Annotated in this window: 22 protein-coding genes; 12 read left to right on the forward strand and 10 right to left on the reverse strand. The window is 48.2% G+C overall.

All coding sequences use genetic code 11. From position 1 onward, the window contains the following. Positions 1-40 precede the first annotated feature (40 nt). The 3 genes from BLA28_RS23305 to BLA28_RS23315 are packed head-to-tail and all read left to right on the forward strand — an operon-like array spanning position 41 to position 2,241. Entirely contained in the window at positions 41-622 is a 582-nt protein-coding gene (locus BLA28_RS23305) for a hypothetical protein (protein ID WP_044970092.1), read from the forward strand. A 25-nt stretch (positions 623-647) separates the two neighbouring features. After that, a complete protein-coding gene (locus BLA28_RS23310; protein ID WP_071699514.1) occupies positions 648-1,271 on the forward strand; it encodes a class I SAM-dependent methyltransferase in 624 nt (207 codons plus the stop codon). 40 nt (positions 1,272-1,311) lie between these two features. Beyond that, positions 1,312-2,241, forward strand: coding sequence for a methyltransferase domain-containing protein (locus tag BLA28_RS23315; protein WP_071699515.1), 930 nt, complete (start codon positions 1,312-1,314; stop codon positions 2,239-2,241). A 70-nt stretch (positions 2,242-2,311) separates the two neighbouring features. On the opposite strand, the gene BLA28_RS23320 is transcribed toward BLA28_RS23315, so the two are convergent. Then, complete coding sequence (locus BLA28_RS23320) at positions 2,312-2,860, reverse strand: DUF6144 family protein (protein WP_069155352.1); 549 nt, start codon at positions 2,858-2,860, stop codon at positions 2,312-2,314. A gap of 169 nt (positions 2,861-3,029) precedes the next feature. Next, on the reverse strand, positions 3,030-3,836 hold the full coding sequence (locus BLA28_RS23325; RefSeq protein WP_071699516.1) for an AraC family transcriptional regulator: 807 nt from the start codon (positions 3,834-3,836) through the stop codon (positions 3,030-3,032). Positions 3,837-3,953: 117 nt separating this feature from the next. Between BLA28_RS23325 and BLA28_RS23330 the strand changes: the two genes are divergently transcribed. The 5 genes from BLA28_RS23330 to BLA28_RS23350 all read left to right on the forward strand — a co-directional run bounded on the left by BLA28_RS23330 (position 3,954) and on the right by BLA28_RS23350 (position 8,475). Next, on the forward strand, positions 3,954-4,775 hold the full coding sequence (locus BLA28_RS23330) for a hypothetical protein (protein WP_071699517.1): 822 nt from the start codon (positions 3,954-3,956) through the stop codon (positions 4,773-4,775). 30 nt (positions 4,776-4,805) lie between these two features. Further along, positions 4,806-5,801: a glycoside hydrolase family protein gene (locus BLA28_RS23335; protein ID WP_071699518.1), complete on the forward strand. Its 996-nt coding sequence runs from the start codon at positions 4,806-4,808 to the stop codon at positions 5,799-5,801. A gap of 102 nt (positions 5,802-5,903) precedes the next feature. Then, complete coding sequence (locus tag BLA28_RS23340) at positions 5,904-6,761, forward strand: hypothetical protein (protein ID WP_071699519.1); 858 nt, start codon at positions 5,904-5,906, stop codon at positions 6,759-6,761. 13 nt (positions 6,762-6,774) lie between these two features. Further along, positions 6,775-7,407, forward strand: a complete 633-nt coding sequence (locus BLA28_RS23345; RefSeq protein ID WP_143131518.1) for an NUDIX hydrolase — start codon at positions 6,775-6,777, stop codon at positions 7,405-7,407. Positions 7,408-7,464: 57 nt separating this feature from the next. After that, positions 7,465-8,475 (forward strand): Gfo/Idh/MocA family protein, encoded by a 1,011-nt coding sequence (locus BLA28_RS23350; protein ID WP_270561106.1) that lies wholly within the window; start codon positions 7,465-7,467, stop codon positions 8,473-8,475. A gap of 197 nt (positions 8,476-8,672) precedes the next feature. Here the strand turns inward: BLA28_RS23350 and BLA28_RS23355 are convergent, their stop codons facing one another. The 5 genes from BLA28_RS23355 to BLA28_RS23375 form a co-directional block, all read right to left on the reverse strand. Beyond that, positions 8,673-9,311, reverse strand: a complete 639-nt coding sequence (locus BLA28_RS23355) for a type II toxin-antitoxin system PemK/MazF family toxin (RefSeq protein ID WP_071699521.1) — start codon at positions 9,309-9,311, stop codon at positions 8,673-8,675. A gap of 448 nt (positions 9,312-9,759) precedes the next feature. Further along, positions 9,760-10,185 (reverse strand): VOC family protein, encoded by a 426-nt coding sequence (locus BLA28_RS23360; protein ID WP_069155357.1) that lies wholly within the window; start codon positions 10,183-10,185, stop codon positions 9,760-9,762. A 27-nt stretch (positions 10,186-10,212) separates the two neighbouring features. Beyond that, positions 10,213-11,928: a [FeFe] hydrogenase, group A gene (locus BLA28_RS23365; RefSeq protein ID WP_069155101.1), complete on the reverse strand. Its 1,716-nt coding sequence runs from the start codon at positions 11,926-11,928 to the stop codon at positions 10,213-10,215. A gap of 49 nt (positions 11,929-11,977) precedes the next feature. Beyond that, the gene (locus BLA28_RS23370) at positions 11,978-13,915 is read right to left on the reverse strand and encodes an NADH-ubiquinone oxidoreductase-F iron-sulfur binding region domain-containing protein (RefSeq protein ID WP_069155358.1); all 1,938 of its coding nucleotides are present in this window, start codon (positions 13,913-13,915) and stop codon (positions 11,978-11,980) included. Next, positions 13,905-14,393 (reverse strand): NADH-quinone oxidoreductase subunit NuoE family protein, encoded by a 489-nt coding sequence (locus BLA28_RS23375; RefSeq protein WP_009254144.1) that lies wholly within the window; start codon positions 14,391-14,393, stop codon positions 13,905-13,907. Before BLA28_RS23375 ends, BLA28_RS23370 begins: the two co-directional genes overlap by 11 nt. Before the next feature lie 548 nt (positions 14,394-14,941). On the opposite strand from BLA28_RS23375, the gene BLA28_RS23380 reads away from it, so the two are divergent. From BLA28_RS23380 to BLA28_RS23395, 4 genes are all read left to right on the forward strand, one after another. Continuing rightward, positions 14,942-15,469 (forward strand): RNA polymerase sigma factor, encoded by a 528-nt coding sequence (locus BLA28_RS23380; protein ID WP_069155104.1) that lies wholly within the window; start codon positions 14,942-14,944, stop codon positions 15,467-15,469. Then, positions 15,459-16,226, forward strand: coding sequence for a hypothetical protein (locus BLA28_RS23385; RefSeq protein ID WP_069155359.1), 768 nt, complete (start codon positions 15,459-15,461; stop codon positions 16,224-16,226). Before BLA28_RS23380 ends, BLA28_RS23385 begins: the two co-directional genes overlap by 11 nt. Positions 16,227-16,322: 96 nt before the next feature. Next, complete coding sequence (locus tag BLA28_RS23390; RefSeq protein WP_069156512.1) at positions 16,323-17,240, forward strand: ABC transporter ATP-binding protein; 918 nt, start codon at positions 16,323-16,325, stop codon at positions 17,238-17,240. Next, positions 17,237-18,478, forward strand: coding sequence for an ABC transporter permease subunit (locus BLA28_RS23395; protein WP_069155360.1), 1,242 nt, complete (start codon positions 17,237-17,239; stop codon positions 18,476-18,478). The genes BLA28_RS23390 and BLA28_RS23395 overlap by 4 nt, the downstream gene beginning before the upstream one ends. A gap of 166 nt (positions 18,479-18,644) precedes the next feature. Here BLA28_RS23395 and BLA28_RS23400 read toward each other — a convergent pair whose 3' ends face one another. From BLA28_RS23400 to BLA28_RS23410, 3 genes are all read right to left on the reverse strand, one after another. Then, positions 18,645-19,376, reverse strand: coding sequence for a class I SAM-dependent methyltransferase (locus BLA28_RS23400; RefSeq protein ID WP_069155361.1), 732 nt, complete (start codon positions 19,374-19,376; stop codon positions 18,645-18,647). Positions 19,377-19,479: 103 nt separating this feature from the next. Next, the gene (locus BLA28_RS23405) at positions 19,480-20,166 is read right to left on the reverse strand and encodes an ABC transporter ATP-binding protein (protein ID WP_069155362.1); all 687 of its coding nucleotides are present in this window, start codon (positions 20,164-20,166) and stop codon (positions 19,480-19,482) included. A gap of 19 nt (positions 20,167-20,185) precedes the next feature. Beyond that, the gene (locus tag BLA28_RS23410; RefSeq protein ID WP_069155363.1) at positions 20,186-22,666 is read right to left on the reverse strand and encodes an ABC transporter permease; all 2,481 of its coding nucleotides are present in this window, start codon (positions 22,664-22,666) and stop codon (positions 20,186-20,188) included. Between the last annotated feature and the right edge of the window lie 20 nt (positions 22,667-22,686).

Raw genomic sequence — 22,686 nt, forward strand, 5'->3', positions numbered from 1 at the left:
ATAATATGGGAGAGACTTATGAATAGTGGGAGGATATGACTTGCGTAAATATTATGGAGCCTTGCTGGCAATATTACTGTTATGCTTTTTAGGATTTACCGGATGTCTGGGAAGCGGAGCATCGGAAGTTATGAGTAATGGGCAGAGCGTTGTAGAAGAAGAGACCGTAATCGATCATACATTCGCGCATCATAGATTTGTGGATAATCTTTTTATGACACTTCCTCCTGACTGGACATACAGTACCTATGAAAAGGTGAATGCGGGCGATGAAATGGAAAGCAATGAATGGGGCTTTAAGGTTTATATAGAAGGGAAAACAGCAGGAGAAATCATTATAGCAGGGGGATATGACAGTGAGGAGCCCACAGGGGAAGAGGGAACGGATTTTATAACCAATACCGGTCTTCTGGGAAAACGTTATACGCAGGAAGCAGAAGATGAAAATAAGGATGTTTTAATTAAGGAATATATAGCGCTGACGGTGCCGGGGTTTGATTATGCATACTATGCTGTGGTATGTACGATTTCCAAAGAGCTGTATGAGGAGAATAAGGAAATTCTGGATAGCTTTTTTTTGAATGTCGGAGTAGCTGCCGTTCCCATAGATACACAATCATAGAGGCAGAGGGGAAAGAAGGAATGGCATGAAAGAGGAATCGAATATTAATTTTTGGCAGAAGGTGGCTTTTCTTTACGGGCCTTTCATGAAAAACAGCCATAAGCTTTATGAAAATATCAGCAGGCGGATAAAGCCGGATCTGAACCGGGATATGGATGTGCTGGAGCTGGCATGCGGTTCCGGTCAGCTTTCTTTTGCGCTGGCCCAATATGTGAGACATTGGGAAGCTACGGATTTCTCAGAAAAGATGATTGAAGAGGCAAAAAAGAAGGAGCATTCTTCCAGGCTGTTTTTTTCGGTACAGGATGCTACGGCTCTGCCTTATGCACCTGCAAGCTTTGATGTGGTGGTAATAGCCAATGCCCTTCATATCATGCCTTATCCGGAAAAGGCGCTGGCGGAAATATCCCGGGTACTGAAGCCGGGCGGAATTTTGTATGCTCCCACCTTTGTACAGATAGAAGGGAAAATGCCGAAATTCAGGATGCGTATGATGGAGGGGATCGGTTTTCATACGTATCATAAATGGAATGCGGGAGAGCTGATTGCCTTTGTATCCGAACATGGCTTTACTCCCATGAAGCACGGGATTTTATATGAAGGGCTGTTGCCGCTGTGTTTTCTGAAAGCAAGAAAAGAGCGGCAGTGAGTGGATTATGAATACTTGCGGCAGCCGCAGGAGGGGTTATATGGACTATAGCAGAAAAATATCGGAGCGTTTGTGGAATCTGCCTGAAAAAGGGGAGTTGGAAAGTCATCGTGAGGAAACGTTTATCGATGATATTATCCAGAAAAGCCATATTGAAAAAACACTGCTCGACAATCTGGACGGAATAAAAACGGTGTTTGACGGGGGAGCGGGCTGCGGGAGGTTTTCTATTCTTCTTGCAAAACAGGGATGTAAAGTTACGCACTTTGACATTTCGCAGCCGATGATAGATAAAGCGAAGGAATTGGCCCGGCAGGCAGGCGTCCTGGAACAAATAACCTTTGTCAAAGGCGCGTTGGAGGATTTAAGCGCATTTGACAGTAAATCCTTTGATTTGGTCATATCCTTTGATGCTCCGATCTCGTACACTTATCCTCATCAGGAACAGGTGATTCAGGAGCTTGTCCGCCTTGCCGGAAAGCGTATCATCATAAGTGTATCAAGCCGTATGGGATACCTTCCTTATCTGGCAAATCCGCTTCAGAAAAATCAGTTTATTCTGGATGAAAACTGTGGCGATTCCTGGGTAAGGAGGTGTGTGGCCAATAAGGATAACGCTGTGAAGTCCTTTTCTTTTGATGAAAAAGCGGCAGAAAAGCTGTTGGCAGAGGGACTTATGGGAGGCGAAAAGGAAATAGCGGAATATGAACAGGGAGGAGCTCCCTGGTGTATCACATATACGTTTATGCCGGATGAATTAAGGGATATACTGAGCAGGTCGGGCGTGAAAAATATTGAATTGGCAGGACCGGGCGCATATGCGAGGACAATACCGAACGAATTGCTTGTAAAAATAATGAAGGATCCGAAGCAGCGTTCTGATTTCCTGGATTTCTGTTATAGATATGATGCAAATGAGTTTGTCTGCGGTATGGGAAAAGACAATCTGTTGGCCAAAGGGGAGCTGTAAAAAGGATTAAGAGCCGGTTATCCGGCTCTTAACAGTGAGTGTAGGGAAAAATATTGATCTATCATAGATTTTATCGCCAGACGGGATCATGGAGAGTGATTTTCATAAGGCATACGGGATCACCCATCTTTATACTTTTCAATAGATCTACGTCTGCTTTACAGGCAAACGCTTTTTCAAAAAGCACTTTGCTGTAACCGGCAGTACATTGACACCATGTATAGCTTTCTAACTTTTCCACCTCCGCGAGCATGGGACAGGGGCAAAAATTAAACTGCAGAAAAAGTTCACCGTCTTTGCAGAAAAGTCCGGCGGCCTTTGCCTTCTCTGAAGCTGTGAATTCCTCTATACTGGAGGAATCTGCCATAAGTTCCCTTACAAGAGCAAGTTTTTCGTCCATGCCGTAACCGCACTGGCAGTTCATTCGTATTTTCTTTACGGTATGGTAATCAAACTTACTTTCCAGGCGTTGCATGGCAGACCTTACCCAATCAGGATTCGTTTCTGTTTGTGCCGCACCTTCTCTGCCATAAACCACTTCTCCGGCAATACTTTCATTGCTTTCGGCTTTGATGGCTTCATAAATTACGTTTTCCTGGATTTCCCTTATATTGAACATATCTTTCTCCTTATTCCTGAGTCATCTGGTAACCGTTTTGAGGAAGCCTTTGATTGATCCGTTCTTTTCTGTCCATATATCGGTTCACCTGTTTATAACATACTCTTTTTAGTACCAGATTTGCAATGTATTTTCCTGTTTTTGAACTTAAAAAAGAAACGGTTTCATACTATGATGAAGATACGGTATCGGTACGCCGATCCGGGAACTGATTTCTTTTCCGCCATTCACTGGGGCTTAAGGAAAAGCTCTTTTTAAATGCCTTGTAAAATATGGAATTGTCCGAGAAGCCGCATTCCGAAGCTATTTTCTGAATGGGAAGATCGGTGCGTTCCAGAAGCTTTTTGGCATTCTGCAGACGAATGCAGGTGAGATAGGCGTGAGGAGTCATCCCCAGCTCCTGCTTCATTTTTTTGTCAATATATTCGGAGGAATAGTGGAAGGCTTCTGCCAGAGATTCTCCGGTTATGTGGGAGGCATAGTTCTCATTCAGGTAGCGCATCAGGCCGGCGGTGAGCGGCGTATAGGATTGTTCCTGGGTATACAGCAGGCCAAGCAGTCTGAAGAATTCGCTCTGCAGTTCCAGATGGCTGCACGGAGTCCGGTTCAGAAGGCGTTCCAGCTGCTGAAGGAGCGGCAGGAAAAGGCCGGGCTGAAAGGTTCCCCGGACAGGAAGCATAAGCCGGTTGGTACGATCCTCGGTATAGGCGGCTTCGAAATGAATGTAGTAGTATTCCGCCTTCGGGCTTGGGCGGGACGCGTCCTGACGGATATTTTTTCTCTGGATATACCATTCTCCCGGATGAAGGGTGGTAAGAATCCCGTTTTCTGTAAACTGAAGAGTATTTTTCAGCATGAAAATAAGGACAAAGTATCCGCAGCAGCGGGAGCAGTGGTATTCATTGATGCCGAAGCGTTTCAGATTGCAGTCTGTGAGATATGGCATGGGGGCAGGGGAGAGGAAAATAGTTTCCATGGCAAACCGCCTTTCTTTTTAGGGAAGGATTGAAAAAGGATTGGTTTATCTGTATTTACAGAATAAAACATTTGTACCAAAAAAGAAATATAAAATTAAGAATAAGGAGATAAGAGTATGCAAGAAAGAAAATTCGTTCCGCTCACAACAAAGGAGCTTCGGCCGCAGGGGTGGCTGAAACGGCAGCTGGAAATTCAGGCGGAAGGGCTTTCGGGGCACCTGGATTTGATTTGGCCGGATATTCGTGACAGCAAGTGGATAGGCGGGGACAAGGAAGGCTGGGAGAGGGTGCCGTACTGGCTGGATGGATTCATTCCGCTGGCCTATTTGCTGGAAGATGAGGATCTCATAAAGAGAGCGGGAAAATATATTGATGCAATCCTGGCCCGTCAGGAGGAGGACGGATGGATCTGTCCCTGCGGGAAGGATGAGAGAAATACATATGATGTGTGGGCTGTTTTTCTGATCTGCAAGGTTCTGGTGCTTTATCATGATTGTACGGGGGATGAACGGATTGAGCCGGCGGTTTACCGCGCTATGAAAAACCTGCTCGATCACATTACCCACAATACGCTTTTCAACTGGGGAGCAGCCAGATGGTATGAATGTCTGATTCCTTTATTATGGCTGTATGAAAGACGGCCCGAGGAGTGGATGCTTCAGCTTATGTGTGTGCTGGACGCGGAAGGGCTGGATTATGAAAAGCTTTATGAGCATTTTGATTTTCAACATCCGGCTGCGGATAAATACTGGACGCAGCTGAATCATGTGGTAAATACGGCTATGGCGCTGAAATCCAGGGCGCTGATGTCTCTTGTTACGGGGGAGGACGGAAATGCCTTTGCCAGGAAGATGTATCAAAAGATAATGAAGTATAACAGCATGGCGACCGGTCATTTCACAGGGGACGAGTGTCTGTCAGGCGATTCTCCTGTTTAGGGAAGTGAATGCTGCAGCGTGGCGGAGGCCATGTATTCCTGCGAGGTTCTTTTATCGGCGGCAGGGGATTCCTTCTGGGGAGATCTTCTGGAAAAAGAGGCCTTTAATTGTCTTCCGGCAACTACGACTCCGGATATGTGGGCGCACCAGTATGTGCAGATGACCAATCAGATCAGCTGCAGCAGAATTCCGGAGGAGGGGGTTCCTTTTAATTCCAATGGAGGAGAAGCCCATATGTTTGGGCTGGAACCTAATTTTGGCTGCTGTACGGCGAATTTTAATCAGGCCTGGCCTAAATTTGCCTTATCGGCCCTGATGCGGAGTGGGGAAGGGCTGGCGGTGATGTCTATGGTTCCTGTAGAGGCAAAGGTGAGGCGTGATGGTGCTGAAGTGGATCTTCAGATAGTATCGGAGTATCCGTTCCGTGACGAGGCGGTGATTGAAGTAACCACAGATCGTCCGGTGACCATGGAGCTGCTGATCCGAATTCCCGGTTTTGCCAAAGAGGCTTTTGTGGATGGGGAGAAAGCGGAGCCGGAAAGCTTTTACCGGATTTACAGGACATGGGAAGGCAGTACCCGGATTCCTGTTCGTTTTGTATTTGATACTATGCTTGCGGATCGTCCTTTCGGTTCAAAAGCTGTTGTGCGCGGCCCTCTTGTATTTTCGCTTCCTGTTGAGGCACAGTGCCGTATCCTGGAATATACCCGGGATGGGGTGGAACGCAAAGCGCCCTATTGTGATTATGAGTTCACACCTGTGTCTGACTGGAATTATGGATTCTGTTCGGAGAGCTTTGAAATTAGTCACGGTAAGATAGGGGATTATCCTTTTTCCGTGGAAGAACCGCCTGTCTGCCTGAAAACAAAAATGGTGAAGGTACCGTGGGAAGAAAAATATGGCGTCTGTGCCGTGGCGCCTTCCGAAAGAAAAGCGATGGGTGAACCGGAAGAGAAGGTCCTTCAGCCTTATGGGTGCACCAATCTGCGGATGACGGAAATGCCTTATATAGCAGTTGAGCTGTGACACATAATCAGAAATCCAAAAATTTCTTTTCTTTTACCGGAGATATGATAGAATGAAAAAGAGCAAAAGCACTTTTTCAAAGGTAAAAGGAGGAGTGAGCGGATGAAGAAATTATACAGAATGACAGGAATAGCGGCGGCAGCGGTTTTGGCAGTGTCAGCTTCGTTTCCCTCCGTGCCTGTATCGGCAGAGGAGACGGGAACGCAGGCTTTGGCGGAAGCGGACGCTTCAGGAATGGTTCAGCAGGGAATGGTTCTTGGGGCGGTTGCGGCAGGCGGGATGACTGCGGACGGCAAGGATCTGAAGATCTATGTAGCCGTGCAGGCGTTTCCGGGGGCAGTTGGATTGGATCATATCAATGTACAGTTCAGAAACCTGGAAAATGACAGAAGTGTCACTAAAATTCTGAGAGATAAGGATTATTCCAATGGCGTTTATGCCGGCTGGATAACGATGAGTATTTATGAACCTGCCGGCAATTATGTATTGGATAAAGTAATTCTGCAGGATAATAATGGAGAATATCTGAAATACTGCCGCGCTGAGGACAGAGAGGAAAATGACAAATACCAGACGCTGCCTTTTACGGCCGGTTTTGCTGTGACAAACGGTGTGGCGGCTGTGGATGAGACAGCGCCGGTGCTTGGGGCGGTAACGGTATCCCCCGTGCAGGCCGCAAAGGAGTCGCAGATTACGGTGACTGCTGCGGTGGCGGATGATTTTTCCGGTGTGGATACGGTAGCGGTGCGTTTTGAGAATGAAAACGGTAAGGCTGTCAGCATTAATCTGGATTATCAGGGGGATAGGCTCTATTCCGGCACAATCAAAAAGAGCCAGACGAAGGAAGCGGGTACCTACCGGATAAAAAGGGTGTCTGTAGCCGATAATATGGGAAACAGTAAGGTGTATAACGGCGGTGACGGACCATTTGCCAGTGATGTTTTCTTTGTGATACAATAAAACAGGAATTTTTATGCAGCAGCCTTCGGGCTGCTGTAATGTTTACACGGGAAAGACCGACAGGTATGAGGGAAAAGGAATGGAAATGTTTGATATCAGGACTCCGGAAGGGGAGCCTACGGGAGAGGTAAAGGAAAGAAGCGCGGTTCACAGGGACGGCGACTGGCACGGGACAGCCCATATCTGGCTGGTGCGCCGGAAGAATGGGAAAATTGAGGTGCTTCTGCAGAAGCGCAGCCGGCTGAAGGAAACATTCCCGGGATGTTACGATGCTTCCTGTGCCGGCCATTTATCCGCAGGGGACAGCTTTATCCAGGGAGCGCTGCGGGAACTGCAGGAAGAACTGGGGCTGGAAGCAAAGGAAGAAGACTTGTTTCTTGGGGGAATTTATCCCTGTCAGGTGGATGAATGGTTTGGAGGGATCCATATTTTGGACAGGGAAATCTCTGCGGTTTATTTATATGATAAGCCTGTTAAGGAAGAGGAACTGAAGCTTCAGGAGGAAGAGGTGGAGGGTGTCTGCTGGATAGAGTTTGAACGGCTGAAGGAGCTGGCGGCAGCAGGAACGCCTGAGTATTGTATTTTCCCATGGGAAACGGACGCTTTGGAAGATGCTTTCCGGAAGAGGTACCGGTACGGGGAGTAATCCGGGGGCATTCCTGTCCTCATTCGGGAAAAGGGTGTGCAGATATAGAAAAGAGACATAAGTGCAAAGGCAGAAAAGGAGAATTTCAAAATGAAAAAAATGAGGATGGCGATTATAGGAGCGGGAGGTATTGCGGTCTGTATGGCAAAGACCATTGCGGAGATGGATAATGTGGAAGCATATGCCATTGGTTCCAGAAGCCAGGAAAAAGCGGACAGATTTGCAGAGGAATATGGGTTTCAGAAAGCCTATGGATCCTATGAGGAACTGGTGAAGGATGAAAATGTGGATCTGGTTTATATTGCCACGCCTCATTCCGAGCATTTTGCAAACGCAAAGCTGTGCATTCAGCATGGAAAGCCGGTGCTATGTGAAAAATCCTTTACGGCCAATGCGAAGCAGGCCAGAGAGCTGATAGCGATGGCAGAGAAGGCCGGTGTTTTTATTACGGAGGCTATCTGGGTCAGGTACATGCCCATGCTTCAGACGATCCGAAAGGAACTGGAGTCAGGAAGTATAGGGGAACCGAAGCTTCTCACGGCCAATCTGGGATATGTGGCAGCGGATTCGTATAGAATGCGCACTCCGGAGCTTGCCGGAGGAGCACTTCTGGATGTAGGTGTTTATCCGCTTAATTTTGCACTGATGATATTCGGGACAGATATTGCCAAGGTTACCTCCACATGTACTTATATGGATACCGGGGTGGATGAGCAGAACAGTGCAGCACTGGTTTATGAGGACGGAAAGATGGCTGTTATAAACAGTTCGGTGCTCGTATTCAGCGATCGGAAGGGTATTATTCACGGGACAAAAGGAAGTATGGTTATTGAGAATATTAATAACTTTGAAAGCCTGACAGTATATGACGGAGAGCATAAAGAGATAAAGCATATAGAGCGTCCGGCCCAGATAAGCGGCTATGAATATGAAGTGGAAGCCTGTATGCGGGCCCTTGAGACAGGAGCGCTGGAATGTCCGGAAATGCCTCATGCGGAAACGATCCGGGTGATGGATATCCTGGATGGGATGCGGGCGGAGTGGGGAATTCGATATCCCTTTGAATAACCGGAAAACAGGGATGAGGTTGATTATTACGATGGAGGATAATCGTAATAATAGATGATACATTCTGTGATTGCTTTATACAAAGATAAAAATATAGGGAACTCACACGTAGTTCCCTTGCTTGAAAAACTATAACAGCACCTTACACGTAAGTGCTTTACTTGTATTTTTATACTACCATGAAACTCTTTTTTTGTCTACTTTTTTGTATTTGATTTTTCAAGGAATTCAGATAGTTCACAGATATTTACAAAATGATATTGCTTAAGCAGTTGATTGAATTGATTTATAGTTTCCTGCGCAGTATCCAGCTTTTTTTGAGTAGTTGTATTGTGTTCTTTCAGCTTATCGATATACAAAAGTTTATCATTGTAAATATTCAGTATGGTTTGATAGTAATGATAAACGTCAAGGGATAAAGAAATTGCTTTGTCGACTTCTTTCATTTCTGCGGCTGTGAGTTCAGTAATATAGTCTCCAAGCCGGGCTTTGCTTACGCAGGTGATATTACCAAGCAGAACATTGCCATCAAGCAGAGTATTGCCGGCAGAATCCTTTTTATTTTCTATTGGTACAACAACAGGTAACTTTGAGGCAGTATGCGTAATTGGAGCGACGAGTACATTAGGAGAAGTTTTATTTGCAGAATTGTATTGAAGAATTACGCAGGGTCTTTCCTTGCATTCTTCACTGCCTATACCAACACCAAAATTACAGCGGTATACCTGACCTCGATATACCGTTCGATTTTTGGCGGAGGATGAAATGGCGTTTAAATATAATTTATCTTTTAACCATTCTAAATATTGTTGAGTTTTTATTAAATCAATATTCATTAATTATATAGTTTCCTCTTTTGTGCTATTTACAATTAGTATATTTCTTTATGGTTCCGTATTAATAACTTTAAAGTGACTGGATGAATATATTTGAAAATGCCGGCTGGATATACTTATGATTGGAGAGTTATATTGTGGGGTGAAAAAGACAGACATAGAAACATTTAAATTCTACCAAAGAAAAAGAGTATAAAGGGACGCAGCAGATTGGTCTTGTAATAATATCAACTCTGCAAGTACAGTAAATTATATATGGAATTTATGATAGATGAATTACTAAAGAGAGAAAGAACAAGGGATTGTCAAAATGTAGCCCGAACATACGAAACTGCACCGACTTATAAGATCTGATTTTATTTTAGAACACCAATATTCAGCAGACAGATATTTTTTTGAAAGGAGTCTGCCGAACCAAATAAAAAGTTCGGCAGCTCCTTTTTCATTTTTATTGCAATGTCTGTTCCGTCATAATTTCCCACCGGATTCCGAATCGATCAACCAGGGAAACAAAGCAGGAACTGTAGGTAGTACTCTGGGGCTGCTCACGGATCAACGCCCCTTCCTTCATGACCTGATAGGCTTCCATGACCTGCTCTTTCGTATCCATAGTTACCACAAGGGATAGCGGCGGTGATTCCGGCTTATTTTCCGCTTCCGCAGGTTCCAGATCCGACATCATTACCCGTATGCCGTAAAGAAGCATTTCGCCATGATAAATACGGCTGCCCCATCGGCTGTCAGCGACATAATCCTGTGGATTGGCATCCTGGTAGCGCAGAAGGCAGGTGATTTCTCCGCTGAAGGCCTTCTGATACAGTTTCATGGCATCTTCGCAGTCACCATGGAAATGGAAATTCGGTGTGATTACCATAGGCTTTCCTTCCGTTAACGGGCTGTTTTAGTCATGAGCATGCGCACCGGCATAATGAACATGAAGCAGTTCATGTTCTCTGCCTTCCAGCAGTCCGCCATTATTATATAGAGTATAAATAACAGGATTTTCTTCACTTCGTTTGATGGGAGCCGCTTTATCGGAACGGTACATGCCATCGATACGTTCTTTCTTATCCACCTTGTGGCAGAAGGGCTGGCCGGCTCCGGCAATACAGCCGTAAGGGCATGCCATAACCTCTACGAAGTCAAAATGTTCTTCTCCGCTCTTGATTTTTTCAATCAGATCGTCCGCGTTTCCGAGACCGCTTACCACACCGATGCGCAGAGTACGGCCGTTCAATTCCAGGAGGGCTTCTTTTACGCCTTCCATACCGCGGATACCGGAGAATTTGATGTCACGAAGCGCCTGGGTGCTTTTCTCCTGTACAAGGCGGCGCAGGGCTGCTTCGGTAACACCGCCGGTCACGCCGAAAATAACGCCTGCACCGGAGGAAATGGAGAAGGGCATGTCGGGAGCTTCGGGATCAATTTCATCAAACTGGATGCCGCTTTCACGGATCATGCGGATCAGCTCTTTTGTTGTGATTACGTAGTCAACATCAGGGATGCCGTCCCGTTTGAATTCTTCCCGGACAGCCTCCATTTTCTTAGCCACACAGGGCATGATGGCAACAGAAATAGTAGACTTTTCTTCTTCCGCGTCTTTTTCCTTATAATATTCTTTTAAAACCGCGCCGAACATTTCCATGGGTGATTTACAGGTGGAGATATAAGGTAAAATATCAGGATGGCGGGTCTCTGCAAAACGGATCCAGGCAGGGCAGCAGGAGGTGAACAGAGGGAAACGGTCATCACCGCTCTCCAGCTTTTCAGCCAGCTCTTTTGCCTCTTCCATAATGGTCAGGTCGGCGCCGACACAGGTATCATATACCGCATCAAAACCGAGCATGCGGATGGCGGTGAAAATCCTGCCGATGCTGTCTTCGCCGGGCTGGAGGCCGAAGGCTTCACCCAGGGCAACGCGGACAGCGGGGGCTACCTGTACAACCACACGTTTGGAAGGATCATAGAGGCTGCGCCATACCTTATCCATATCTGTTTTTACTTTGATGGCAGCGGTAGGACATACGGCGGCACACTGGCCGCAGTTTACGCAATCTGTTTCCGCCAGCTTCTTGCCGAAGGCGGGAGTAACCACCATAGAAGAGCCGCGTTCTGCGAAATCGATGGCTCCCACATGCTGTACTTCGTTGCAGACTCTTACGCAGTCGCCGCAGAGAATACATTTGCTGGGATCCCTCACGATAGATACGGAGGAATTATCCACAGGCTGGGGCTTTCTGGTATTGGGGAAACGAACGTCCGTCAGGCCCAGGCGGCTTGCCAGTTCCTGAAGGCGGCAGGTCTGGTTCTTTTCACAGATGGTACAGTCCCTGCAGTGGGAGGCCAGCAGCAGCTCCAGAATCATCTTGCGGTGATGCTGCAGGCGGGGGGTATTGGTACGAATGGACATTTTATCCTTGGGAGGGGTGGAGCAGGAGGCGATTAAATTGCCCCGCTCGTCCTCAACCATACACATACGGCAGGCGCCGTAAATGGAAAGGTCGGAATAATAGCAAAGGGTGGGAACATGGATACCTACGCTGTTGATAACCTGCAGGATATTTTTTTCCTGGTCGAAATCCGCCCTTATGCCGTCAATAATCATATATTTTGCCATTTCAGATTCTCCTTTATGCTTCTCGTATGCAATCATAAACTATTTGAAATTAATAAATTGCATGGAACGGGCAGCCATCCTTGCAGGCGCCGCACTTGATACATTTGCTGACATCAATGGTATGAGGCTTCTTCAGCTCCCCTGAGATAGCGGAAACGGGGCAGAGCCTTGCACACTTGGTACAGCCCTTGCACAGCTCGGGATCAATCTGCAGGTTGATGAGCGCTTTGCATTGTCCTGCAGGACATTTCTTATCCACAACATGGGAAATATATTCATCCCGGAAATATTTCATGGTGCTGACAACCGGGAAAGCGGCTGTTTTACCGAGTCCGCACAGGGCGGTGTCGGAAATGGTCTGGGAGAGTTCGGACAGCTGCTCCAGGTGCTCCATGGTTCCTCTGCCTTCTGTGATATCCGTGAGAAGCTCCAGCATGCGCTTTGTGCCTTCCCGGCAGGGAACGCATTTGCCGCAGGATTCGTTTTGGGTGAAGTTCATGAAGAAACGGGCCACTTCCACCATACAGCTCTTGTCATTCATGACAACAAGGCCGCCGGAACCGATCATGGCGCCGACTCTTTTGAGGGAATCAAAATCCAGGTGCATATCCAGGTGATCTTCGGTAGCACTGATGCACAGACAGCCGCCGGAGGGACCGCCGATCTGAACGGCTTTGAAATTGCCGCCCTTTACACCGCCGCCGATATCGAAAATAACCTCCCGGAGGGTGGTTCCCATGGGAACCTCAATCAGTCCGGTATTATTGACATTTCCCGTAAGGGCGAAAGCCTTGGTACCGTGATTGTTTGCCGGGCCCATAGTCTTGTACCATTCCGCGCCCTTGAGAATAATGGGAGCTACGTTACAGAAAGTTTCCACGTTATTCAAAACGGTGGGCTTTTCAAAAAGTCCCTTTTCCACGGTTCTGGGGGGCTTTACTCTGGGCATGCCGCGGTTTCCTTCAATAGAAGAGGTAAGGGCGCTGCCCTCGCCGCATACGAAAGCGCCGGCTCCCTGGCTGATTTTTACGGTGAAACCAAAACCGGATCCCAGAATGTTGTCGCCGAGAAGGCCGATTTCCATGGCCTGATCAATGGCAGTCTGAAGTCTTGATACGGCCAGCGGGTATTCCGCACGCACATAGATATAGCCATAATGTGCGCCTGTGGCGATACCGGCTATGATCATGCCTTCCAGCACACGGTGAGGTTCGCCTTCCATCATGGAACGATCCATGAATGCGCCCGGATCCCCTTCGTCACCGTTGCAGACAACATATTTGGTTTCTTCCGTCTGACGGAGAACCTGGGCCCATTTCCGGCCGGTGGGGAATCCGCCGCCCCCTCTTCCGCGCAGACAGGATTCTGTGATTTCGTCCACAATCTGCTGGGGAGTCATGTCAAACAGGGCTTTGGCCACGGCGCTGTAGCCGCCTACTCCGATATATTCCCTTACGGATTCCGCATTGATATGTCCGCAGTATTCCAGGGCAACACGAGTCTGTTTTTTATAAAAAGGAATGTCTTCCTGCTTAGGATAGGATTTGAGGGAATGATCCTGATAAACAAGATGATCCACGATTTCATCCTTCAGGATGCTTTTTTCGACAATTTCTTCACAGTCTTCCACTTTTACCTTTATGTACAGAAGGCCTTCCGGATCGATACGAAGCAGCGGGCCCATTTCACAGAAGCCGTGGCAGCCGCTTTTCTTTAATCCGATGGGTTCTTTTCCTTCAGCGCAGCAGCCGTCGGTGCCGGCAGCTGCGGAATGAAGGGAAGGATCATGGGGTTCTTCTTCCAGGACAACCTCACAGCAGATCCCTTTTTCTTCCATAAGCTCTTTCAGGCGGTCATATATCAGAAGGGAACCGCCTGCGACACAGCCGGTGCCTGCGCATACCAGAATTCTTTTTTTCTGTGCGTTCAGACGGCTGCTGTAGTATTCCTGCAAGTGGTTTAATTCTTCGCGGCTGTTAATTTTCATTGGCTGCTTCCTCCATCAGTTCTTTTATGAGTTCCCGTGCTTTTTCCGGGGTCATGGCAGCATGAACCTTGTCATTGACGGTGCATACCGGCGCCAGGCCGCAGGCTCCCAGACAGGAGACGGTTTCCAGGGTAAAAAGCATGTCATCCGAATTATGCTTGGTTTCGGACAGGCCCAGGATATTCCGGAATTCTTCCAAAATGGGGATTGATTTACGGACATGGCAGGCGGTGCCGTCACATACCTTGATGACATATCTGCCCTTGGGTTCCAGTGAAAAATTTTCATAAAAGGTGGCTACACCATAAATTTTGGCTTCGCTCAGCTTCAGCTTCCCTGCAATATAGGTCAGCGCGTCTTCGGGAAGATAACGATATTTCTTCTGAATGTCCTGCATGACTGCGATAACGGAAGAGCTGTCGTAATCATGGCTTGAAAGAATCTCATCGAGGCTGGTGATTTCTTCTTGCGTTAACATGTGAACTCCTTTCGTTCGTGAGGACAAGGCTGTGGGAAATAAAAGGCGGCCGGCATTTCAGGTTTGACCCAAATGACGGCGGGAAAAGAATCCCGGCAGCTGTCCGCAGGATAACCCTGCTTAACATTAATTTTTTCCAGCTGTCAATACATGAGCTGCCTGATATTTGAGAAAAAGGCAGATGACTAGCAATGATTTTAATATTTTACCATAAATCCATGGCACGTACCATAAAATTTCTGTGAAATTTGATAAAAAAACTCATTTTATCAACAACAAATATGAAAATATACAAAAGACACAGAACGATTCAACAAAAATATGCAATGTGCATAATAAAAGGGGATGGCAGCCGCCAAAGAAGACGCGGGAAGGCAGATTTGCCGGATTTCCGGGCAGGAGTTGGAAGCGGGCGTTGCTTATCCGGCTTTTTTTCTATACAATGATAGATAAAATTTAAAAAGTGAAATCATTTTCCCATAGTTCATCCGTTTTAATATAATGAAGGCCGGACAGAAGCCAGAGGGGACGCCCTCAGGAGGAAAGACTTGACGCGTGAAGATGAAATATTCAAAAAACTGAAGCAGGGTGATGAAAATGCACCGGAGGAGTTGGTGAAGCTGTATTATCCGGAAATACTGAGGTATTGCCTGTGGCATGCCCCTGACCGGATGGCGGCGGAGGATGCGGCGCAGGAAACCTTTCTCAAGGCGATCCGTTTTTTGGACAGGTATGAGCATAAAGGGAAATTCAGGCCTTTTCTATATCAGATAGCAGCGAATACCTGTGTGGATGAATGGCGGAAAAAGAAGGCGGAGCCTTTACCCGAGGAAGTGGAATTTACAGAACCGGAATTTGTCCGGGCGGAAGCGGAGGTGGATTTTGGACTGTTGGTGGAAAGGCTTCCGGAGGAATGGAAGGAAATTGTACTGCTGCGTTTTGCCCAGGAACTGACTCTGCGGGAAATCGGTCTGGTGCTTCAGCTTCCCCTGCGGACGGTGCAGTCCAGACTTCGCAGGGCATTAAAGCAGATAAAAAAAGAGATTCAGGAAGGAGGAGGAAAGAATGGGATATAACTGGAAGAAACGGCTTGGCGAGGAATTGAAAACAGAAAAAAACGTCAGGGACTGCGGGGGATTGGAAAGAACCCTGGCAGCCGTACGGCAGGCCGGTGGGAAAAGAAACATACGGGAAAGAACCGGTTTTGGGGAATTCCTTTTGCTGCAGCTTAAGTTTGCCGGATGGAAGATATGGCTTCTCCAGGCGGCGCTGTTTACGGCGGTGGGCGGCCTGCTTTCAAGGATATACGGGGATTCTTACGGAATAAGCCGGGATAAGATTCCGTTCCTGCTCTGCTGCAGCGCAGTTTTGATCGCCATGACAGTGCTCCCCTTCCTGCAAAGATCCCTGCGCTGCCGGATGTACGAGGTGGAGGCGGCCGCAAAGATGTCATCGGGTAAGCTGATGGCATCCTGGATTGTATTTGCAGGGATAGGGGACGGTATCGGGCTCAGTATTTTGATTTTTCTGACGGTCCGTATAACGCCGTTGGGATACGGAAGCGCGGTATTGTATCTGGTGGTGCCATTTTTGTTGGCGGCGGCGGTATTGTTTTATCTGCTGGAGCATTTGGAATGGAGTCATGTTCTTCCCTGCAGTGTGAGTGCATGTGCCGCCCTGCTTCTTGTATTCGGGATTTTCAGTAAATATTATCCGGCCTTTTACCTTCAATCCTTTACGGCCGGCTGGGCCTTGGTGTGCCTCTGCCTTCTGGTATTTATGGCACGGCAGTACAGCCGGCTGCACATGGCGTATATGCCCTGCGGGATTTAGTTTGTAGGGGTGTAAATTTTACGGCATGGCAGCAGGGACAGGATGGAACAGACAGAAAAAGAGAAGCCGGAGGGCTTTTCGGGAATCGAGGTTATTATGGAATTGTGTTTGGAACAGGTGAGCAAGAGTTTTCAGGATAACAGGGCAGTGGACGATGTTTCCCTGCGGATAACTCCGGGCGTATGGGGTCTGCTTGGCGCCAACGGGGCCGGAAAAACAACGCTGATGCGGATGATAGCGGGGATATTGAAACCGGATAAGGGGCGGATTACCTATGACGGAATACGAATAGACAGCCTGGGTGAGGCTTACCGGGATATATTCGGGTATCTGCCCCAGGAATTCGGCTTCTACCCGGAATTTACAGTCAGGGATTATCTGGAATATATGGCGGCCTTAAAGGGGCTGAAGCCGGGATGGTCCCGCAGAAAAATAGGGGAGCTTCTAGAAACGCTCACCCTGGAGGACGTGAAGAATAAAAAGATTGTCAGGCTTTCCGGAGGGATGAAAAGACGGGTGGGCATCGCCCAGGCGCTACTGAATGAGCCGGAAATCCTGATTCTGGACGAGCCTACCAGCGGGCTGGATCCAGGGGAAAGAGTACGGTTCCGCAACCTGCTTTCCGAGTTCGCCCATGACAGGATTGTACTCATATCCACACATATTGTGCCGGATGTGGAGTACATCGCCATGAAAAATGCGGTTATGAAGGATGGAAAAATCATAGAAACCGGAACGACGCCGGAATTGGTAAAACGCATGGAGGGAAAGGTCTTTTCTGAAAAAATCCCTGCACGCGCGCTGGCGGATTATGAGAAAAAGCTGCGCATTGTTAATCTGAAAAATGAGCCGGACGGCGATATTACCATCCGTTATCTGGGAGACAGACCGGAAACGGAGGATTCTGTTTCGGAGGAACCCAGGCTGGAGGATCTGTATCTCTGGCTTTTCCCCCAGAATACGGATGGACGGAAAACAGAAGAGAGAGGTACCAAAGGAGGGAAAAGACGATGAGATTATTCAGGCTGGAATTAAAAAGGGTTATAAAGACACGGACTACCTGGATTCTGCTTGCGGTGGCCCTTCTTATATCCGTACTGATGGCCTGGCTGCCGGTGACTTTTGAAATAAGGACCGTCGTGGAGGATGGGGTGGAAAAGGAGCTCACAGGATTTGATGCGATTCGGGTAAAAAGACAGGCTCAGGCAGGAATAGCCGGAGAAATCACGGAAGCACAGCTGAAGGCCGCGGCGGAGACTGCTGTTCGGGTGTTGAGGGAATATGAAAAAGAATATATGTACCAACTGCCCACGGAGGTATATGTGGAAAAAATCCTTCCTGTCGCCCCATTGCTTTCCAGAGTACCGGAGGTATATGCGGATGCGGAAACAGGGATGGCCCCGGGAATTGCTGCCCTGGACCCGGATTGGCTGGATCATTTTTATGAGAACTGCCCGGTTCACCTGAAAAACCTGATGAAATTGGAACAAAGGGATTATCCGGAGGCGGGGGAAAAGGCGGAAAAAATGTATGCAAAGGTAAAAATGCCGTTTGCTTTTTATCCGGGCTACAGCACTAATGCCTATGATTATCAGATGCTGACTATTTTTCTTCTGGTGCTGCTCTGCGTAATTATCGCCGCTCCGATTTATTCCGCAGAATATCAGACTCATGCCGATGATATCCTGCGCTGCGCCAAATACGGGAAAGGAAAGCTGGCGGTGATCAAGCTGGCCGCGGCGGTTCTGATTACAACTGTTTCCTTTGCCCTGTGCATGGCCCTGCACCTGATCCTTTCCAACAGCTTTTTTGGCTGGGATTTTTTAAAAAGCTCTATGCAGCTGGTCTTTTCTACCGTGAGCCTGAGCGCCATGACTATCGGGCAGCTGCAGCTGGCTGTGGCGGCAGCCGGGTTCGCAAGCCTGCTGGCTTCTGTCAGCTTTACCCTGTTTCTGTCTTCACGGTGCCAAAATACGGTGGCGGCGCTGGCGCTGGCTCTGCTGTTTTTCCTGAGTCCCATTATTTTATTTATGGCATCCGGCGGGAATGGAATATCCTGGTTACGGTGCCTGCTGCCTTCCGGGGGTGTCTCAATATTGGGAGGGTTTGCTTCAGAAATGACGGATTTTAATTTCCTGCATATTGGAAGCCGCTGTGTATGGACGCCTTACGTGATTCTTGTGGCGGCCCTGGTGGAAATTCCTGTATTCACGGGCTTAACAATACGCTCCTATTGCAGGCATTCCCAATGAATGGGATGCTAAAATGCGGCAGATATGAGTAAAAAGCCAGACCGGAAAATGAGAACATAGATTTCCGGTCTGGCTTTATGTAATAAAGGTGATGGTCTTTTTTTCATCAATGAGGATAGAGCAAACCTGTAAATGGGTATGCCGGTCACAGCTTCCTTGCCTTAAATCATACGGAAATGGGAACCATTTTAGCTTTGATATCATCGCTGTCTATGTTCTGCATGTCATTCTGTTCTATCATTTCTTCAATGACAAAGCCTGCTCCGGCAAGTGCGTTTACATAGGTCGAGATTTTCCGGTTGCATAAGATGACTTCGCTGTTATGGATAGGCATTTTAAAATAAGTTTCATCAAAATAGCTTTTATGAAAAATTAATTTATCGTTTTCCAATATTTCCCTGCGTTCTTCGCAGGACCATGCCACACAGTAATTTAAGGTATGGTGCCAGCTGAAGATAAAGATGCCGTCTTTTTTCAAATAGGAGGCTAATTTTTTAAAGGTGCCCTGTAAATCAGTAGTCCAGCCGATTCCATATATGGAGTATACAAAGTCAAAATAATCCTTTGGGATATCAATGTCTGCTTCCATAGGCGAACATATCAGCTTTGCGGCATATCCATTTTCTGATAACAAAGCTTTCGCATGATCCAGCTGCTTTTGGGAGATATCCAGTCCCCATAGTTCCCCGGCATTTCGTTCTGCATGATATTTTAAAGAATGACCGCTGCCGCAGCAAATCTCCAACAGCTTTTTCCCGGAAACATTTCCAAATAAATGTAAGTCATCCTCCGTCACAAATTTCACCCCATATTCGGGTAATGCAGTGGTTCCAAACCACAGGTCTGCATTTTCATTCCAATAGTTTCTGTTATTATCCATAATCAAATTATTATTCATCGGCCCTGCTCCTCCCAAATTCCCACTTTATCGTGCTGTGTTATCTAAGATGTGAGTATATTTGAAATTTATCATAGCATAGCGGCGTGGAAAAGTCATTGGATTAACAGATAATACCGTCCCGCACCGTTATAATCCTGCTGCTGCTTTTCGCGGCATCAGGAGAATGGGTGACCATAAGGATGGTCTGCCCGTTGGTCTGGTTGATCTCCTGTAAAAGAGCCATAATTTCCTCTCCGGTCTTTGTATCCAGGTTGCCGGTTGGTTCATCGGCAAAGAGGATTTCCGGTCTGCTGATTAGGGCCCTGGCGATAGCCACCCGCTGCTGCTGGCCGCCGGACAATTCCCGGGGCGTATGCCTGCGGCGGTGGGAGAGTCCCACAACCTCCAGGATATATTCCAAGTCGCTTTTATAATCCTGTTTTTTCCTGCCGTCAAGCAGCAGGGGGAGCAGGATATTTTCTTCCACGCTCAGATTGGGTATCAGATTATAAAACTGAAAAACAAATCCGATTTTCTGACGGCGGATCCGGCTCATTTTCTCGTCGTCAAACCGGGAAATATCGGTGCCGTTGAGCAGGACGGATCCTGATGTGGGGGTATCCAGGCCGCCCAGGATATAGAGGAGCGTGCTTTTCCCGGAACCGGACGGGCCCATGATGGAGGCGAATTCCCCCTGTGCTATCTGCAGAGATACATCTTTGAGTACCTTCGTGGCGGCCCCGCCGGGATTGAAATCTTTGACGAGATGCCTGCCTTCTATGGCGATGTTTTTTTCCAATGCTTTCATATACCAGACCTTCGCTTTCTTATTCAAATTTTATTTCTTCGATCAGATTCATCCTGCGGCTTTTCCAGATAGGGACGACAGAACCGAGCAGGGTTACCAGGATTCCGAGCATACCGGCGGTCAGGAAGGAAGAGGCCTCCAGTCTGGGAACCATGGATATTTTCGGGCCGGCCACCAGAAAGATCGTTTGTATTTCCTGGTAGGAAACAAACATGGCGATCAAAGCCCCCAGCAGGCCGGAGGAGAAGCCTTCGGTCAGGGTCATTTTCCTGTTTTGACGGCAGCTTAAGCCCACGGACTTATACATGGCGATGCTCCGCCGTTTCTGCATATAGTTAATCAGAAGGTTGTTGATTACGCCTATGGCGGCCAGGAGTAAGATAAAGTAGGTCATGCTGTGCATGGGCTGAAGGAAAGCGCCTACAGTAGAAAGGGCATCCGTATTAAATTCTTCCACCGTGCGGCTCCAGTTGGGAGTGTCTGCGAACAGATCCCGGATTTGAATCATGACTGCCTCCGGGTCGGCGGCGGTATATGCCAGGAAACCATAGGAGGAGGGGCTGAAATCAGTTACCGCACAGTCGGAGTCAATCACAGCCTCCACATCGGTAGCCCTTGATTTAAAGCTTCCTGCCACGGTGTAAGCCTCTTCCGAAGCGCCGTCGGATAAACGGATGGTATCGCCCGGGGATAAGCCGGCCTGCTTCATCCTGTCTTCACTCAGGATAATCGCCCGGCCGGAAACAAAACCTGTTTCGGCCTGTTCTTTTTCTTCCTGCCCGGTGTAATGGAGGGCGAACATGGTGTTATACCATTCCAGATTGGAAGTGGCCTCCAGACGGGAAAAAGGAATGCCGTTCCCCTGCAGCTTTCCGTTAAAGACATAGAGAGGGAGTACCTTTTCCACGCCGTCCATCGCCTTCACTTCATCGACAAAGGCCTGATCCATCATTCCGTCCGCGAAGCCTTCCAGTTCTGCGCCGTTGAAAACATCGCTCACATAGGTGGTCACAAAGCTTCCCACCACACGGATGACGATGACGGCGGATATGCTGATGAACAGGAGGGTGACATTCTGGGTGACATTCTTGTTGTCACGCATGTTCCTGGCAGCCAGTCTGCATTCATTGCCGGGAAAGAAGCCATAAAGGAATTCCAGGCTGCGTGACGCCGCGTTGGTCAGCAGCGGAATGAGCATGATCGCCGCGCAGAGAAGTCCGAGCAGGGAAAGGGCGCCCGCCGGATAAAGCAGGTTCTCCGGAGCGGCTTTGGGAAGGATGACGGACAGAAAAAACAGGGCGGCGCCTGTAATCAGGACGAGGGGGCAGGAAACCGGTTCTTCTTCCACATTTCCGAGAACCACTTCCTTTACCGGCAGGCGGCTGGCCCTGTGTACAGGAATCCAGGCGCTGAGAAGGGAGACGGTTACCGCGACGGCAAAGGAACTGAAAAGGCCGTATACAGAGATGACTATGGGAATTTCCATTCCCTGGGACAGGTTTTCCCCCATGCCCTGAAGGAGGAAATACAGTACCAGGATTCCGGGCGGTATGCCCAGCAGTCCGCCTGCGCAGCCATACGGGAGGCTTTCCAGCAGTAGAATACGGGAAACGGTTTTCCGGGTTGCGCCGATGCTGCGGAAGGTGTCGATGACAGGCAGCCTGTCCAGGGTGATGACCTTGTAGCTGCTGAATATGATGAAGACACTCATGGTCAGCGAGAAAAAGCTGATCAGGAAAAAGGGCATGGATTTCTGTCTTGCATCCGCAGCGATACGGGCTTCATCCACGATTTCCGTCACGTGGTATGCTCTGTCCGGCAGAGCGGCTTCCAGCTCCTGCTTCAGGCTGGCTGTGGAAACGCCGTCAGCCGGTTCCAGCAAAATCCGGCTGAAGCCTTCCCCTTCTCCCAATAGTCCGGAAAGGGTTTCCAGAGGAAGAAGGGCGGTTGCTCCTCTTGTGTGACGCAGGAAAACCGTATCGTAGGAAGCGATATCCGCCACTTCAAAGCTTATCGGATTTCCCTTTATCTGCAGGGTGATGGTATCCCCCTTTTCTATCCCGTATTTGGAGGTAAACCGATCGGGTAAGAGGATCCTGCTGCCGGAAAAACCGGAAAGTTCTCCGCCGTTTTTTAAGCGGGGCGGATTGATTTGATTCAGCTGGGACAATGGGGCGGCTACCAGATCAATGGTTTCATAATAGCCATTTTCCTTATAAAGGGCGGACGCCTCCAGAACCCCTGCGCTTGCCCGGATGGAGGGAAGGGCGGGGATGGCATCGGCCGGCACCAGGCTTGTGCCGTCAGCGGATGAAACAGCAAGTGTGGCGCTTCCGGCCATCCCTCTGGCCATTTTCTGCTGTGCGCTTTCATAGGATTCGCTGATGGAAAAGGAAACGAACAGAAGCATGGAGGACAAGAGTATGGAAAGCAGCATGACTGCTGTCCGCAGTTTCCGTTCTTTTAAATTGGTGAGGATGTATTTCAGGACAATATTCAAGGTTGCACCTCCTAAAGATA

Source organism: Eisenbergiella tayi, from assembly GCF_001881565.1.
Lineage (GTDB): Bacteria > Bacillota > Clostridia > Lachnospirales > Lachnospiraceae > Eisenbergiella > Eisenbergiella tayi.

What these genes read in the sequence shown, in the direction of transcription:
- BLA28_RS23310 (WP_071699514.1), top strand. Translation starts at nt 648, where the DNA reads ATGAAAGAGGAATCGAATATTAATTTTTGGCAGAAGGTGGCTTTTCTT.
- BLA28_RS23315 (WP_071699515.1), top strand. Translation starts at nt 1,312, where the DNA reads ATGGACTATAGCAGAAAAATATCGGAGCGTTTGTGGAATCTGCCTGAA.
- BLA28_RS23320 (WP_069155352.1), bottom strand. Translation starts at nt 2,860, where the DNA reads ATGTTCAATATAAGGGAAATCCAGGAAAACGTAATTTATGAAGCCATC.
- BLA28_RS23325 (WP_071699516.1), bottom strand. Translation starts at nt 3,836, where the DNA reads ATGGAAACTATTTTCCTCTCCCCTGCCCCCATGCCATATCTCACAGAC.
- BLA28_RS23330 (WP_071699517.1), top strand. Translation starts at nt 3,954, where the DNA reads ATGCAAGAAAGAAAATTCGTTCCGCTCACAACAAAGGAGCTTCGGCCG.
- BLA28_RS23335 (WP_071699518.1), top strand. Translation starts at nt 4,806, where the DNA reads ATGTATTCCTGCGAGGTTCTTTTATCGGCGGCAGGGGATTCCTTCTGG.
- BLA28_RS23340 (WP_071699519.1), top strand. Translation starts at nt 5,904, where the DNA reads ATGAAGAAATTATACAGAATGACAGGAATAGCGGCGGCAGCGGTTTTG.
- BLA28_RS23345 (WP_143131518.1), top strand. Translation starts at nt 6,775, where the DNA reads ATGCAGCAGCCTTCGGGCTGCTGTAATGTTTACACGGGAAAGACCGAC.
- BLA28_RS23355 (WP_071699521.1), bottom strand. Translation starts at nt 9,311, where the DNA reads ATGAATATTGATTTAATAAAAACTCAACAATATTTAGAATGGTTAAAA.
- BLA28_RS23360 (WP_069155357.1), bottom strand. Translation starts at nt 10,185, where the DNA reads ATGGTAATCACACCGAATTTCCATTTCCATGGTGACTGCGAAGATGCC.
- BLA28_RS23365 (WP_069155101.1), bottom strand. Translation starts at nt 11,928, where the DNA reads ATGGCAAAATATATGATTATTGACGGCATAAGGGCGGATTTCGACCAG.
- BLA28_RS23370 (WP_069155358.1), bottom strand. Translation starts at nt 13,915, where the DNA reads ATGAAAATTAACAGCCGCGAAGAATTAAACCACTTGCAGGAATACTAC.
- BLA28_RS23375 (WP_009254144.1), bottom strand. Translation starts at nt 14,393, where the DNA reads ATGTTAACGCAAGAAGAAATCACCAGCCTCGATGAGATTCTTTCAAGC.
- BLA28_RS23385 (WP_069155359.1), top strand. Translation starts at nt 15,459, where the DNA reads ATGGGATATAACTGGAAGAAACGGCTTGGCGAGGAATTGAAAACAGAA.
- BLA28_RS23390 (WP_069156512.1), top strand. Translation starts at nt 16,323, where the DNA reads ATGGAATTGTGTTTGGAACAGGTGAGCAAGAGTTTTCAGGATAACAGG.
- BLA28_RS23395 (WP_069155360.1), top strand. Translation starts at nt 17,237, where the DNA reads ATGAGATTATTCAGGCTGGAATTAAAAAGGGTTATAAAGACACGGACT.
- BLA28_RS23400 (WP_069155361.1), bottom strand. Translation starts at nt 19,376, where the DNA reads ATGAATAATAATTTGATTATGGATAATAACAGAAACTATTGGAATGAA.
- BLA28_RS23405 (WP_069155362.1), bottom strand. Translation starts at nt 20,166, where the DNA reads ATGAAAGCATTGGAAAAAAACATCGCCATAGAAGGCAGGCATCTCGTC.